This is a genomic window from Pseudomonas sp. ANT_J12 (assembly GCF_008370045.1).
In the GTDB taxonomy this organism is placed as follows: Bacteria; Pseudomonadota; Gammaproteobacteria; order Pseudomonadales; family Pseudomonadaceae; genus Aquipseudomonas.
In genome coordinates, this window is record NZ_VOBN01000004.1 from 352,649 (window position 1) to 366,989 (window position 14,341).

Genomic DNA, 14,341 nt, shown 5'->3' on the forward strand with positions numbered 1-14,341 from the left:
GACCGAAAGGTTAACTTTAAAGGTTTCTGCGCTTGCGGCAAACAACCTGTTACAAAAAAACTGACCAAGGAATCAAAGTATTGCGGCGTTGCGCGGCAATAAATCGGGGAAATGCTGCGCTCTATCGATGAAAAACGCAGATCACCATCGATGAAAACGCAGAACCCTGTAGGCGCGAGGCTTGCCAGCGAAGGCGTCCTCACTGGCGCTAAAAGCTTCGCGGGCAAGCCTCGCTCCTACAGGTTTTGCGTATGCCGGGTTGCGAGTCTCTGGAGGAATTCCGCGCGGCGGCGTTGGTCGGTTTCTTCTTTGGCTAATAATTCGGGCAGTAGCTCGGCGGCTCGCCCGGCGTCGAGGATGAAGACGCCGTCATCGTCGCCGATGGCCAGATCGCCCGGATGAACTTGAATTTCGCCAATCTGAATCGGCTGATTCACCTCCCCTTGGGCACCAATGCCCCGGGTGGTGAACGCACTGACATCGCGACAAAACACCGGCAATCCATGTTGGCGTAGCGCGCTGACATCCGTGACCGCCCCGGACACCACCACCCCGGCCAACCCCTTAATCAACCCGGCCAACGTCCGCAACTCACCCCAACAACCGCACTCAGCGTCGCCCACACATTCAATCACCAGCACATCCCCCGGCTCACTCAGCAACAACGCCTCACGCAAAACGCTGCCATCCGGCGGGAAGACTTTGACCGTGATCACGTTGCCGACCATGCGGATGTTGTTGAACAACGGTTTGATCCCGCGCAGGAAGCCTTGGTCGGAAAAGTGACCGAGGGTGGAGGCCGGAATCGATCGGTATTTTTCGAGCAACAGCGCATCGAAATGTTGCTGGCGAGGGTTGATCTGATAACTCATCGGCACTTTTTCCCCGGGCGCAGCAGTGGGCAAGTCGAGCAATATTCCGCAGGCTCGGTGGCCAGGTAATAAAAACAACAGGTGCGGCGAAAACGAATGCTGCGTTGCCCATCGTCCACCAACGTCGGCGGTCGGCGGAAATGGCTCAACGGGTTGTAATCGAGACCGAACAACGCTGGCTCGGCCTGGGTCAGCAGCCACTGAAAGTCCGCTTCACAACGTTCGCGGATCACTGGATCGTCGATTTTCGCCATGCGTTTTTCATACAGCGAATACACGCGCACCGCCGTGTTTTCCCAGAGGATGCGCCGGGACACACCCGTGACTTTGTTGAAGGTCTGCCACAACGGTTTCAGCAATCCGGCGAACAGTCCCTGCACCAAAGCTTCCCGCCAGGCTTCGCGCTCGTTAGCGCCATAGGTCAGCGGCTGACCGTGAAGCAAAGGAAACGACGACGTCCACAACCCATCATCGTGGCCGTATTCGACCACCGTGTTGTCGAGGGTCAGCAGCAACCCTTTGTCATACACCGACATCGCATACAAACACGCGCCGGTCGCCAGGAACGACAAACGCTTGCCCAACAGCGAGGCAGTAATCGCCCGGGTTGGCGAGCCGATCACCGGGCCTAACGCATCCAGCAATTGCACGCAGACGTCCTCTTGCAACAACTCCCGAGCCATCAGCGCCCGCAACGGGTCGCGCTCGTTGCTGTCCTTGAGCCGCAACCCGCCGGACAGCACCGCCCATTCCGTCTCGGTGAAATGCCCCGCCAGATTCATTGCGGCAGTTCCCGGCCAAATGGAATGCACAACGGCGTGCCGAAAAACGGATCGGGGATGATCCGGCAATTGAGGTCGAACACGGTTTTGACCAACGCTTCGGTCAACACCTCATCGGGCCGGCCCTGGGCGAACGCGGTCTGGTTGTGCACGGCGACCATGTGGTCGGCGTAACGGCAGGCGAGATTGAGGTCGTGGAGCACCATGATGATGGTTTTGTTTTCGAGGCGGTTGAGGTCGCGCAACAGGTCCAGCACTTCGATCTGGTGCGCCAGGTCGAGGAACGTGGTCGGCTCATCGAGCAGCACGATGCCGGTGTCCTGGGCCAGGGTCATGGCGATCCACGCCCGCTGGCGCTGGCCACCGGACAATGCGTCCACCGGGCGATCCGCCAGGGTCAGCAAACTGGTCTGCGCCAGGGCGCGGTTGACCATGGCTTCGTCTTCCGCCGACCACTGTTGCATCCAGCTCTGGTACGGATAACGCCCCAGCGCCACCAATTGGCGAACAGTGATGCCCTCCGGCGCACTCGGGGTCTGGGGCAGGATCGCCAGTTCCCGGGCCACTGCCGCCGTGGACTTTTGCTGGATATCCACCCCGTTGAGAATCACCGAACCCTGCTGCGGTTTCAGCAGCCGGGCGAAGGATTTGAGCAGCGTGCTTTTGCCGCAGCCGTTGCTGCCGATCAATACCGAAATCTTGCCTTGGGGCAGTTGCATGTCCAGCGCGTCAATAATCACCTGGCGCTGATAACTCAGGGTCAGGCCGCGACTTGCAATCGACGTCATACGTTGAATTCCTTAATGACGTTGTTTAATCAACAGATAGAGAAAAAAGGGTGTGCCGAGCACGGCGACAAAGATCCCGGCAGGCAAATCCAGCGGCAAAAACAGCGTGCGCCCGGCCAGATCCGCCAGCACCACCAGATTGGCCCCGACCAACGCCGCCATCACCGCTTGACCGCCAAACCCCGACGCCACCAGGCGCTTGGCAATGTGCGGCGCTATCAGCCCGACAAACGCAATCGCCCCGCCCCAGGCAATCGCCGCCCCGGCCAACGCCACGCTGACCAGCAACAAACCGGCCCGCAGCCATTGCACGCGCACGCCGATGCCTTGGGCGAGGCTGTCATCCAGTTGTTGCACCATCACCTGCCGCGCCAGGAACACCAGCAGCGGACAAATGCCCAGCAACCACGAACCCAATGCCAACGGTTCCGGCCAACTGGCCCCGTACACGCTGCCGGTCAGCCAGACATAGGCGGACAGGGTCGTGGTCAAGGGACTGAACACCAGAATGAAGGTGGTGGCGGCGGTCAACATCGCGGAGATGCCGACGCCAATCAACACCAGCCGCAGCGGTGAAGTCCCTTGTTTCCAGGCCAGCAGATAGATCGCCAATGCCGCCAACCCGGCGCCGAGCATCGCCGCCAGCGGCAGATACTGCTGACCCAGCGCCACCGAGAAGAACGACAGATACAACACCGCCGCCGCACTCGCACCGCTGGTGATACCGAGCAAATCCGGCGAGGCCAACGGGTTGCGAATAATGCTTTGCAGGATCAGCCCGGACACCGACAACGCCGCCCCCACCAGCGCCGCCAGCAGCAGGCGCGGAAAGCGCAGTTGCTCGACGATAAACGTCAGGCTCGCGTCCTGGCTCGACAGCAAGATCCGCAGCACTTCCAGGGGCGAGAGCATGACTTTGCCCAGGGAAAGCGAGCCAAGCATGATCAGCGCGGTCACCATCACAGCAGCCAACAGCCGCCACAACGTCGCGACATTGATCCGCCGGGAAAACCCTCTGCGCCGCCAGGTCAGGACCTTATCCATAACGACCTCCACGCCGCGCCAACAGAATGAAAAACGGCGCGCCGAACAGCGCGGTCATGACGCCCACCGGCACCTCTTGCGGCAGGATCAATACCCGCGACAAGGTGTCCGCCAGCAGCAAAACAATCGCGCCGAGCAGCGCACATCCCGGCAACATCCAGCGATGGTCGATGGAAAAGCCCTTGCGCACCATGTGCGGCACCAGCAAACCGATAAACCCGATACTGCCGGCCAACGCCACCGCACTGCCCGCCAGACACACCACCAGCACCGCCATCATCAAGCGGATCAAACCCGTGCGCTGTCCGAGGCCAGTGGCAATCTCTTCGCCCGCGTTCAGCACATTGACCTGCCCCGCGAGCAACATCGACCCGAACAAGCCGAGCACGCCGCACAACAGCAACGGCGCAGCGACCGACAGGCTGCGTTCGGTCAGCGACCCCGCGAGCCAAAACAGCACCGTGTCCAGCCCATCCTGATTCACCACCAGCAACGCCTGGCTGAACGCGGAAAACAGCGCCGCCATCGCCGCGCCCGCCAGCACGATGCGCAATGGGCTGAGGCTGCCCTGCCCCATGTTGCCGATCAGCCACACCAGAGTGCCCGCCACCGCCGCGCCGAGAAACGCGCACCACAGCCACGCATCAGGCGACGCCAGGGCGAACAGCGAGGAACCGAGGATGATAAAAAACGTCGCCCCGGCGTTGATCCCGAACAGGCCGGGGGACGCCAGGGGATTGCGCGTCAAGGCCTGCATCAAGGCGCCGGCCACCGCCAGACTCGCGCCCACCGCCATGGCCATCAAGGTTCGCGACAGGCGCGTGGTGGTCACCAGCACATGGCTGACGCTCAATGGATCGGGATGCACAAACGCGGCGAAAATCTGCGACAACGGAATCCACGTCGCGCCGACCGCCAAGCTCAGTACGCAACTCAACAGCAACACCACGCCCGCGCTCCACATCTTTAACCCGTTGCTCATGAGGCAGCGACCAGACGCGCCACGTCATCGAGCATCAGGTTCGCGCCGAGCATGCCGCCGGACAGGCTCCAGGCCACGCCGTCGACCCGCCACACCTGCCCTTGCTGCGGCGCGCGCATTTGCTGCCACAGCGGGTGCTGCACCAGGCTTTCGTAGTTTCGCTGCACTGCCGCTTTCTCCGCGCGCAAGAAGATGAAGAAAATATCGGCATTCACCACCGCCAGGCTTTCCTTGCTGGTGAGTTTGATCGACACCCCGCTCGCCGCCCTGCTCGCTTCGCTCCAGTCAAAGCCCAACTCGGTGATGACTGAGCCCGGAAAACTCGCCGGCAAATAGCTGCGGATGTGGTCTTCGCGCACATCCAGAATCGACACCGTCGGCGGCCAGCGCCCGGCGAACGTCTGCTGCAATTGCAGGCGCAGTTGCGCCACACGCTGTTGCCATTGGCCGAGCAACTCATCGGCTTGCTGCTGGCGGTACAGGGCGATGCCCATCAGCGCCAAGGTCTTCTTGAACTCGAAGACCTCGTCCAGCATCACCACCGGGGCGATCTGCTTGAGCAACGGGGCGATGCGTTCATGGCGAAAGCGCGAGGCGACGATCACGTCCGGCTTCAGCAGCGCGATGTCCTCAAGGCTCGGCTGGGTTTCCAGCCCGACATGGGGCACCTGCTCCAACGCCCAACGCAAATAGTGATAGGTCGGTTTTTCGCTCCAGGAATCAACAATGCCGCACGGCGTAACGCCCAACGCCACGGCGCTGTCGGTGGCCCCTTGAAACAAGGTGATCACCCGCAGCGGCGCGGCGTCGGTTTGCGCCCATGCCGGTATCGAGTACCTCAGTGCAAGCATCCCCAAAGACAGGCGCAACAGCGTGCGCCTGGAGGGCTGACATCGTGGTTCAGGCTTCATTATTCAACCGGTGGAAGGGGTTCACCACATGGCCTTTGCCGAACGGCATGCTGCCGGGGCCGCCCGCGCGCTCGATCATTGGCGTGAGCAGCAGTTTTTGCGGCCAGTGGGGTGCTTCGAACAATTGCTGTTTAATCATCGCGCGAGCTTCGGGGTCGAAGTCGATGGTGTCAATCAACTCGTTCAACACTTCGCCCATCGCGGTCCACAAACCGCGTTCCGGCAAGGTGTATACCAGCGCCAGGGTTTCGATGATGGAGCGGAAGTTGACCTGGATGCCCAGGGTCTGCAACCAGAACAACAGGTCTTCCGCACGCTCGTGATACAGGGTGTTGGCGTGGCCCTTCTTCAGTCGATACGCCGGATCGGCGAGGCCGTTGCGTTCCAGCCACGGCACGAAGACGCGCAGCGAATCGTGATCGCGCAGCAACAGCCCTTGGGCATGACCGGCCTTCCACACCAGCACCGCGTTTTGCCCGTGGATCTCGCCGAGCATGCCGATGCGGAACATCCGCAGGTTGATGTCGAAGAAGCTGTGAGCCAGCTCGCGGAACAGGGTCATCACCGACGCGGCATTGGCCGGCAGTTGACGGTAGCTCATCCAGTCACCGAAGAAGTGCTGGTTGCTGCCCGGCAGCGGCGTGCCAAGGGCGGCCATGGGGATCAGGCGGGTGTCTTTATCTTCCAACAGCGCCGGCGGATAGCCACGGACCATGGCCGCCAGGTGACGCGGCGCTTCGTCGAACAGGGTCGCGTCCGGCGGCATGAACGCCCACCACTTGGTTTCATCGCACAGGTGCAGTTTCTGTTGCAGGGTTTCGTCTTTGTCCACGCCTTGACGCAGCAGCTTTTCACTCAAGCCGCCGTTGATCATTTTTACTGCCGGCAGGTAACGCGAAGCACCCAGGGAATAGATCGCCATCGGCAATTTGAGGTAGTCGGCGCTGTTGATGCACGGGGTCATCGAACGCAACGACGAGGTGGCGAAGAAGTCACCGTCGGTGAAGTCCAGACGCTGGCAGTCACCTTTGGCGAAGGCGTCGCCGAGTTGCGCTTCCAGCACGTGATCGAACTGCCACGGATGCACCGGCAGCGCGATATGGCTTTCGTAAATGCCCCGCTGCTGCATCTCGTGTTGCAGGCCGGCGTGCAGCGCGAATGGCAACAAGTAGTCGGCGGGACTTTGTTGCGCCAGGTCCGTCACGCCGTCGCCGCATTGCAGCAAGGTGCGGTCGATGGCGACCCAATTGAGCGCCACTGGCCGGGCAAATTCGGCTTGGTAGTGCTGATATTCCGCGTCGTTCAACCCCTGTTTGGCTTTGGCCAGCGGATGGTAAGGACGATCACGCAGCGACGCCCATTGCTCCATGGTCAGGAAAAAGTCGGCGTTGCTCTTTTCCAGCAAGTGCTCGCTGTTGACCCGATGGGCCAGGGACAACTCGGTCTGGCGCACGCTGGTGCGCAGCACGTCGAGAAACAGCGCAAAGCCCTTTTCATTGTCCTGATAGCGGTCGGTCATCCCGGCCAGCACTTGGGTCATGAAGGCTTCGGGCGACAGTTCGGTCAGTTGACCATTTTCACGACCCAACACCGGCGTGCCCGGTACTTTCTCCCAGACCTGAGTGATGCCGGGGCGCAGGGCGACGAGGATTGAACCGCGCCATTCCCAGATGCGCTGTTCGGCACTCAACCCGGTAAACGGCTGATCGGCAGCGGGCGCCGTCAGGTTCAGCGGTTCGGTCCCGAAAAAGTGTTCGGCCAGCAAACAATCGACCAGATCCTGCATCACCCTGTCGGCGGCCATTGTGGTGAAGTTCATCGGGTTATTTTCCTTCTGCTGAAGTGGCGGCCAACTTGGCCTGGAGGGCACGAAAAGCGATGCCACGCTCGTCACCCAAAACAAAACTGTTAACGCCGCGAGTCAACCAGCGTTCGTGGTCACCCGGCTGGCGTGGAATCGCGCAGTACGGCACGCCCACCGCGTTAGCGGCTTGCCAGGCACTGAGCAACGCCGCTTGCACTTCGGGGCGGTCGATCTGCCACGGCAGGCCCATCGATTGCGACAAATCCGCCGCCCCTTCAAGGATCATGTCCAGCCCCGGCACCGCGGCAATTTCCGCCGCGCGCCGCACGCCTTCGGCGCTCTCGATCATCGCCACGATCATGATTTGCTCATTGGCCAGGCCGATGTACTCCGCGAGGCTGTGCTTGCCAAACGCACCGGGACGCCCGGCATTCAGACTGCGGCCGCCCAGCGGGTGGTATTTGCAGGCACGGATGCTTTCGGCCAAAGGCTCGGGGCCTTCGATCATCGGCAACACGATGCCCTGGGCGCCGCCATCGAGCAGGCGCAGCAGGGTCTTCGGGTTGAGGTCCGCGACCCGCACCAGCGGCGTGAGCGCGTAGCTCTCGGCGGTGCGGATCATGTGCTCCACGGTTTCCGGGTTGATCAGCACGTGCTCCATGTCGATGATCACGAAATCGAACCCGGCTTCGGCAATCAACTCGATGGATGCCGGCGACGGAATCGAGCTGATCAGCCCGTAGGCCGACTCACCGTTCTGGAGTTTCTGCTTGAGCAGATTGGTCCTCAGCATGATTGCGGCCGGAAGGCGTGCAGCGGGTTCGGCACCTTTTTGAACCGACGTTCGCCATCGCCCAACAGACGACGCTTGGTCAGTTCCTCGACCTCATAGAACGGCGCGAACACATCAAATGCTTCATAACGCGCGCGGTGTTGCGGGTGTGCTTCCTGGTAACCGGTGACGACCTCAGCCGTCATCTGCCAGAACTCGCTTTCCGCCAGTTGATAGTGTTGGTGCAGGAAGATCGCCATCTCGGCCATGGCGATGAAGAAGAACGAATCACAGGAGAAGTCGCGCACCGCATCCACGTCGTCGGTAAGGATGAACGAGTTGCGGTTGAGCTTGGCGTGGCTGGCGGGCAGCGGTACCAGGCTCGGGGCCAGGTCGGGACGGCCGAGGTGCTGCGGCGAATAACGCACGCCGTCGTGGAAGTCTTTCAGGGCGATGCGTTGCGGCCACCCCTGCTTGACGATGAGGACGATGTTCTGGCCGTGGGATTCCATGCCGATGCCTTCGGCGTAGAGCATGTGAATGATCGGCGATGCCGCGACCTGCACCAGTTGACGGGTCCAGGCGTGCAGGCCGTATTGCTGGATCCAGGCATCGATAAACGGCGTCTGTTCACCGTCGCCGTAGCGATTGTCCACCGAGCTCAAACCGTTGAACGGTACCGCTTGCTCGTCGGCTTCCAGGTATTGATGAATGCTTTCGCGCCACAGGGTGCCCAGGGTGCCGTAGGCTTGGGACATGCGCGTGGCGGGCAAATGGTCGTAATCGAAACTGACGCCGACCACTTCGCCGAGAATCACAAAACCGAGGTCGCGGGCGGTGCTGTCGCTGCGTATCAACTGGTGCAGCCAGTCGGTGATGATCGGGCCGTTCATCACCGTGTGCCGCGCCAGAATGCGCGTGCTGGAGGTGTTGGTCATGCTCAGCGCGAGCTTGACGTAGGGCCGCTGTTTGTCCGTGACGTTGGCCAGGGTGCGGATCGATTGCTGCGCTTTGTAGCGATCATCCGTGGTGCCCAGGTGGATGATTTCACCGCTGACCAGTTCCGGGTAGAACACCGGGACGACGACGTTTTCCCACTGCCATGGATGCACCGGCATCAGCCAGTAATCGCCCATGGACTTGCCTTGGTCGGTGAGGCTTTCAGCCAGTGCTTGCCAGCGTTGAAGGCCGAATTCCTGCTGGATGAAGTCGTTGTAATTGAGGTGCTGGGAGATGTTCATCGCCCCGCAGGTTTTCGCCACGGCGAGCCAGACGATGGCCACCGGCGTGGCGAACTCTGGCCCGTAATTGGCGTTGTCTTTCAGCGAAAAACCGATGCGCGACTTGTAGCAAGGGTGATAGCTGTGGGCGTCCATGAAGTGCTGTTCCAGCGCATCGACGTCCAGTTGGTGGCTTGGCATGGCCGCTTGATAACCCTGGCTGCGCGATTGCAAATCCTTGAGCAGGGTCTGTTCGAGTTCATGGGTGAAGCGCGGCAGGTGTGGGCTGTCCTGAAGCTCACTCAGCAATTCGGCCAAGGCTTGATGCAAGTGCGGTTGGCTGTGTTTGCCGTTGGCATCCACGCGCTCAAGACTCGGGTAATCGAGGCGGATCAGTTCGAAACTGGCGCTGAGCAAACCGGTGCAGTGGTACTCCACGGGCTGTTGCTGCGCATCGATGCCGCTGACGACAAACCGGTATTGACTGCCACTCAGCAGTGAGTGGCGATACGGCAGTACGTTTTCATACAGCAGGGTTTGCAGCAGTTGCCCGACCACCCGCTGTTCCACTTGTTGGTAGCGCTGGGTGTCGGTGGTCGCCAGCCAGACGCCTGGAGCCTGAGGTGTTGCCTGAGAAGAGGTCGCCATGGTCATACCTATCGATTAAAGAATTAACGGTGTTCGAGGGCCGAGGGCAATGCCTCGGCCGGCTCGTCGGGTTCATGTACGGGAAAACGCCAGGCGCAGGGCAGCGCCAGCAAAACCAGGAGGCCGGTGGCCATGAACACTTCGCTGATCGCTCCTGGCGTGGCGGCGGAATCAAGCCCCTCCCCCAGGCGAAACTCGAGCCACAGCGAAGCAATGACGATGGCCAGCGATGACACAAGGCGTCGGGAAATGTTGTTCATCGCCGCGCCTTGCGTGACCATCGGTTCGGGCAAGGCGTTGAGCCCGGCGGTGGTGATCGGGATGTAGGACAGCCCGAGTCCGGCGCCGCGCACCATCATCAGGAAGAACACCGTGGCGATGGAGGACCCGGCGCCGAGCAGGCCCAGGCCGAGTGTCGCGGCACCGGTCATCAGCAAGCCCCAAAGCACTACGCCCCGTGGCCCGTATCGATCCAGCCAGCGACCGCCAAGGTTGCCGAGCAGGCTGGCAAACGCCGCCGTGCACAGCAGCGACAAACCGGTCCAGATCGCGCTGTAGCCCATCACCACTTGCACCAGCAGCGGCAACAACACCAGACACTCGAACATGCCCACCGACTGCACCACGGCGATGATCACGCTCAGGCGATAACCCCGCAGGGCGAAGATGCGCAGATTGAGCAGCGGCGAGGTGCGGTTCAGTTCCAGCTTCACGAAAGCGACCAGACAGACGATGGCCGCCAGCAACATGCCGAGGTTGAGCGGATCCGTCAGAGCATCAGCGTGGCGCAAACGACCGACCGCAATCATCAACAGGCCAATGCCCGCCGCAATCAGCAGGTAACCCGCCAGGTCGAACGGTTTGCGCTCGGACGCTTCCGACGCCGGCAGCACCGCCACGCCAAGCATCAGCGCGACAATGCCGATCGGCACATTCATCAGGAACAACGAACGCCAGCTGAACCACTCCAGCATCAGGCTGCCGCACAACGGCCCCAATGCCGGCGCCAGCATCACCGCTGCACCCCACAAACCGGTGACCCGGCCGCGCTCGCCCTTGGCATACACCGAAAAGATGATCGCCAGCGACAACGGGATCATCAGCCCGCTGGCAATCCCTTGCACCACGCGAGCGGTGATCACCAATGCGATGGAGTTGGCGAAAGCGCCCATCAGCGAGCCGCAGACAAACAACGCCACGCCCCACAGGTACAGGCGCTTGCGCCCTACCCGCTGGCTGAGAAAACTGGTGAGCGGCATGGTCATGCCCATGCTCACCATGAACGCCGCGACGATCCACGTCGCCAGCACCGGGCCGATATCGAAAGCGGTCATGAACGCCGGCAACGCCGGGTTGAGCGAGCTGTTGTTGAGGCTGACGGTCAAGGTGCCCAACAGCACATTGACCACCACCAGCCAGCGCGGAGCGGCCACCGTCAAACCCAAGAGGCGCCTCCTGCAAACAGCTGCGGCGGTCGTGGATGGCAGAGGAAATCGGCGTGGGAGATGTTGTAGCCGTAGGCGCCGGCGAGCGGCAGCACCAGCATGTCGCCGACCTCGACGCCGGTCAGCAGGCAATCGCGACTCAGCACATCCTTGGGCGTGCAGAGTTGCCCGACCACGGTCCACTTCTGCGCCACCGCGCCCGGCGTTACAGGGTTTTGGGGCAGATGAATGACCGGGTGATCGTGCCCCTGAGCCACCGGCAAACGGAAGTGGTGAGTGCCGCCACGACAGACCAGGAAGTGCTTGCCATGACTGGTTTTGCTGTCCAGCACTTCAATGGCGTAGTAGCCGCAATACGCACTGATGAATCGACCGGGCTCGAAACGCACAATCGGCGCATCGGCACACGCCGCCAGGGACTCGCCCAGGTGCGCGCACAAGCGCTGCCAATCAAACTGCTGCGGACCGAGGTAATTCACACCGATGCCGCCGCCGACATTGAGGTGAGTAATCGTCGCCGGACTGGCCGACAACGCCTTCCATTGCGGCCAGCGTTCCAGGTACAGATCAAGCAGTTGTTCGTGGCGTTCCACCAGCGACTGATGGGACATCGCATGCACATGAAAGCCCTTGAGCCGCAGATGACTGGCGTTATCCACCCAGCTAACGGCCTGGGCCAGTTCTGACTCATCAATGCCGAACGGCGTCGCAGTGCCGGCCATCGCCAGTTTGCTCGACAGCGGCGCCGGCAGTTCCGGGTTGATCCGCAGCAACACGTCCTGCACCCGCCCCGCTTCCAGCGCCAGTCGTTGCAGGCGGACGATTTCATTCAGGCTTTCGATGTGGATCGCTTCGACCTGATGCTGCAAGGCCGAGCGCAGATCGGAATCCAGTTTGCCGGGGCCGGAGAAGATGAAGGGCTTGGGCGTTGGGCAGGCCTGGACGCGATCGATCTCGCCGCCGGAGGAGATCTCAAGCCCGTGCACCAACGGCGCGACGGTGGCGAGGATCTGCGGTTCGCTGTTGGCCTTGATCGCGTAGTACAGCTCGACGCCTTTGGGCAGCGCCGCCATCACCTGAGTCACGTGTTGTTTCAACGCGTCCAGGTCATAGATGAACAGCGCCAACGGATCTTCCTGTTGTGTGCGGGCTTCGTCGATGGCGGCCAATACCGTGGCGGGCAGCTTATCCATGCTGAGCCTCCTTGCCCCATGGGGACACCAGCGTGACGTAGCCGGCCTGACGATCCGCCTTGGCCGCCAGCCGCACTTTGAGGTTGGTTTTGCAGGCAATCGGCTGGCCGGCGATCAGCGCATCCAGCTCCGGTGCCGCGCGGCTCAATTCGGCGCGGATGCTGATCAGTTGCTGCTCGACCCGTTGCCACATCAGCGGTGCCAGGTGCGGGCGCTCCCAGCTCAGGGCCAGCACCGCCTCGGACAGGTTGTTGACGAACAGGCAATAGACGATGCGGTTCCAGCCCTGCTGGCGGGAATAGAGCAGCGACTCGCGGACCCGCGGATGAACGTCGGTGTCGATCTTCGACGCACCCAGTTCCTCGGTCAGTTTCACCCCTTCGAAATCCCGCAGCAGCAGGCGTTGCGGGCGACCGTTGTCGTGCACCAGCACGCTGTTTTGCAGGTGCGGTTCCATGACGATGCCATGGTTGAAGAACAGCGCCAGCACCGGGCGCAGCAACAGCGCCTGATAGTCGTCGAACCAGCTCAACAACTGCTGATCGTCGATGTCGTTGCCGTTGAAGCGGGTGAGGAATTCGTGGACCAACGGCCGCAAATGCAGGCCCCGGGCGAACAGCGTACCGGCCATGATGCTGCAGTCGGTGCCGGTGTCGAGGCAGAAGTTCTCGCGCAGGATCGCCCCGGTCTGTTCGCGGAACCAATGGTTATCGGCTTCGCTGGCGCTGTGCGGCGCCCAGCTCAGCAGGCCCGGTTCGGCCACTACCGACAACCCGCCGAGGGTCTCGGGCTGGGTCAGTTGCAGGTTGCGGAAAATACGGTCGATCATCAGCGCGCTTTCCAACTCGTACCAGGCGTTTTTCCTGACGCAATTGGTGATGCGCACGTTCAGCGAGCCCTTGATAAAGAACTCATGACCTTCGATGTACCAGGTGCGGATCGACGCCGTGGGGTTGGCCATCAGACCCGTGGCGCCCAGGTCGACGATGTCTTTGTCTTTCAACAGACGTTGCATCCGACCGTCCTGCATAAACAGTTGCGCCTGCACCGGGTGCATGCAGATCACCGCGTGCCCCGGCCGGGCCTGGGACTGATCGGCAAAACCGGCCAGCACCTGGGCTTTGCTCAAGCCATTGGCACCCACGTTCAACCCTTCCATCGGCACCTCGAACAAGTGCATCGCGGTGCGCGCCTGGAATTCCGGGGCGTAGGTTTCCTGGGCCAGATGCGCCGGCCACAGCCGCGCCTTGGGCGCCGGGTGGTTCGGATGACCAAACCACAAGCCCTGCTCGCTGGCTAGGTAACCGCTGAGCGGGTCGGCGTCCATCGGCGTGTTGTGGCCGACGATAGCGGCGGTCAGCAACTGGCTCTGCAACACCTGATCCAGCAACTCGTCGTTGCTGGCGCGGGTCATGTGTTCGCACGCGGCGAGCAACTGCTCGACGAACTCGGCAAACCGCAGGCTCGACCAGTCGCCTTCACCGCGCCGGGCGTAGACGTCCGACAGGTAACGGTGACTGCCCAGCCCATCACGACGGTCCACCATCACAAAGAACTGCTGCTGGTTGGGCAGGTTGATGGTCAGGGGAATGCCCTTCCATTCCAGGCCTTCGAGGTAACTGCCCGGGGCGATGCCTTGCATCTGTGTCGGCCAACTGTAACTGAGGCAGTTTTCCGGCAAGGCGAACTCTTTAATTAAACAATTAAGCAACGCGCACGTTGTCGCCAGCTCGCTGACCATATTCGGTAAAACACTGCGATTTGGATGATTCATGGGTGCTCCACCGTAGCCCGCGAGGCCACTGGACACGTTATATGGCGAAAAAATTAGTTGTTGATCGACCGTTTTAATGGCCGACGAAACCCCACGTAACGACTTC

The 14,341-nt window shown here is 61.6% G+C and carries 12 protein-coding genes; all 12 read right to left on the reverse strand.

Annotated elements, in window-relative coordinates:
- Nucleotides 1–236: 236 nt before the first annotated feature.
- The 12 genes from FQ192_RS12485 to FQ192_RS12540 are packed head-to-tail and all read right to left on the reverse strand — an operon-like array spanning nucleotide 237 to nucleotide 14,235.
- Nucleotides 237–872, reverse strand: coding sequence for an RraA family protein (locus FQ192_RS12485; RefSeq protein WP_149658873.1), 636 nt, complete (start codon nucleotides 870–872; stop codon nucleotides 237–239).
- A complete protein-coding gene (locus FQ192_RS12490) occupies nucleotides 869–1,654 on the reverse strand; it encodes an IucA/IucC family C-terminal-domain containing protein (protein ID WP_149658874.1) in 786 nt (261 codons plus the stop codon). Before FQ192_RS12490 ends, FQ192_RS12485 begins: the two co-directional genes overlap by 4 nt.
- Nucleotides 1,651–2,442: an ABC transporter ATP-binding protein gene (locus FQ192_RS12495; protein WP_133836944.1), complete on the reverse strand. Its 792-nt coding sequence runs from the start codon at nucleotides 2,440–2,442 to the stop codon at nucleotides 1,651–1,653. The genes FQ192_RS12490 and FQ192_RS12495 overlap by 4 nt, the downstream gene beginning before the upstream one ends.
- A 12-nt stretch (nucleotides 2,443–2,454) precedes the next feature.
- The gene (locus FQ192_RS12500) at nucleotides 2,455–3,486 is read right to left on the reverse strand and encodes an iron chelate uptake ABC transporter family permease subunit (protein WP_149658875.1); all 1,032 of its coding nucleotides are present in this window, start codon (nucleotides 3,484–3,486) and stop codon (nucleotides 2,455–2,457) included.
- Nucleotides 3,479–4,468, reverse strand: coding sequence for an iron ABC transporter permease (locus FQ192_RS12505; RefSeq protein ID WP_149658876.1), 990 nt, complete (start codon nucleotides 4,466–4,468; stop codon nucleotides 3,479–3,481). The genes FQ192_RS12500 and FQ192_RS12505 overlap by 8 nt, the downstream gene beginning before the upstream one ends.
- Nucleotides 4,465–5,379: an ABC transporter substrate-binding protein gene (locus tag FQ192_RS12510; RefSeq protein WP_149658877.1), complete on the reverse strand. Its 915-nt coding sequence runs from the start codon at nucleotides 5,377–5,379 to the stop codon at nucleotides 4,465–4,467. Before FQ192_RS12510 ends, FQ192_RS12505 begins: the two co-directional genes overlap by 4 nt.
- The gene (locus FQ192_RS12515) at nucleotides 5,369–7,198 is read right to left on the reverse strand and encodes an IucA/IucC family siderophore biosynthesis protein (protein WP_149658878.1); all 1,830 of its coding nucleotides are present in this window, start codon (nucleotides 7,196–7,198) and stop codon (nucleotides 5,369–5,371) included. Before FQ192_RS12515 ends, FQ192_RS12510 begins: the two co-directional genes overlap by 11 nt.
- A gap of 4 nt (nucleotides 7,199–7,202) precedes the next feature.
- Nucleotides 7,203–7,976, reverse strand: coding sequence for an HpcH/HpaI aldolase/citrate lyase family protein (locus FQ192_RS12520; protein WP_178129102.1), 774 nt, complete (start codon nucleotides 7,974–7,976; stop codon nucleotides 7,203–7,205).
- Nucleotides 7,970–9,829 carry an IucA/IucC family siderophore biosynthesis protein gene (locus FQ192_RS12525; RefSeq protein WP_372242340.1) on the reverse strand — a complete coding sequence of 620 codons (1,860 nt, stop codon included), beginning with the start codon at nucleotides 9,827–9,829 and terminating at the stop codon, nucleotides 7,970–7,972. The genes FQ192_RS12520 and FQ192_RS12525 overlap by 7 nt, the downstream gene beginning before the upstream one ends.
- A gap of 17 nt (nucleotides 9,830–9,846) precedes the next feature.
- Nucleotides 9,847–11,262: a DHA2 family efflux MFS transporter permease subunit gene (locus tag FQ192_RS12530; protein WP_149658973.1), complete on the reverse strand. Its 1,416-nt coding sequence runs from the start codon at nucleotides 11,260–11,262 to the stop codon at nucleotides 9,847–9,849.
- On the reverse strand, nucleotides 11,259–12,461 hold the full coding sequence (locus FQ192_RS12535) for a type III PLP-dependent enzyme (protein WP_149658881.1): 1,203 nt from the start codon (nucleotides 12,459–12,461) through the stop codon (nucleotides 11,259–11,261). Before FQ192_RS12535 ends, FQ192_RS12530 begins: the two co-directional genes overlap by 4 nt.
- Nucleotides 12,454–14,235: an IucA/IucC family siderophore biosynthesis protein gene (locus FQ192_RS12540; protein WP_149658882.1), complete on the reverse strand. Its 1,782-nt coding sequence runs from the start codon at nucleotides 14,233–14,235 to the stop codon at nucleotides 12,454–12,456. Before FQ192_RS12540 ends, FQ192_RS12535 begins: the two co-directional genes overlap by 8 nt.
- Between the last annotated feature and the right edge of the window lie 106 nt (nucleotides 14,236–14,341).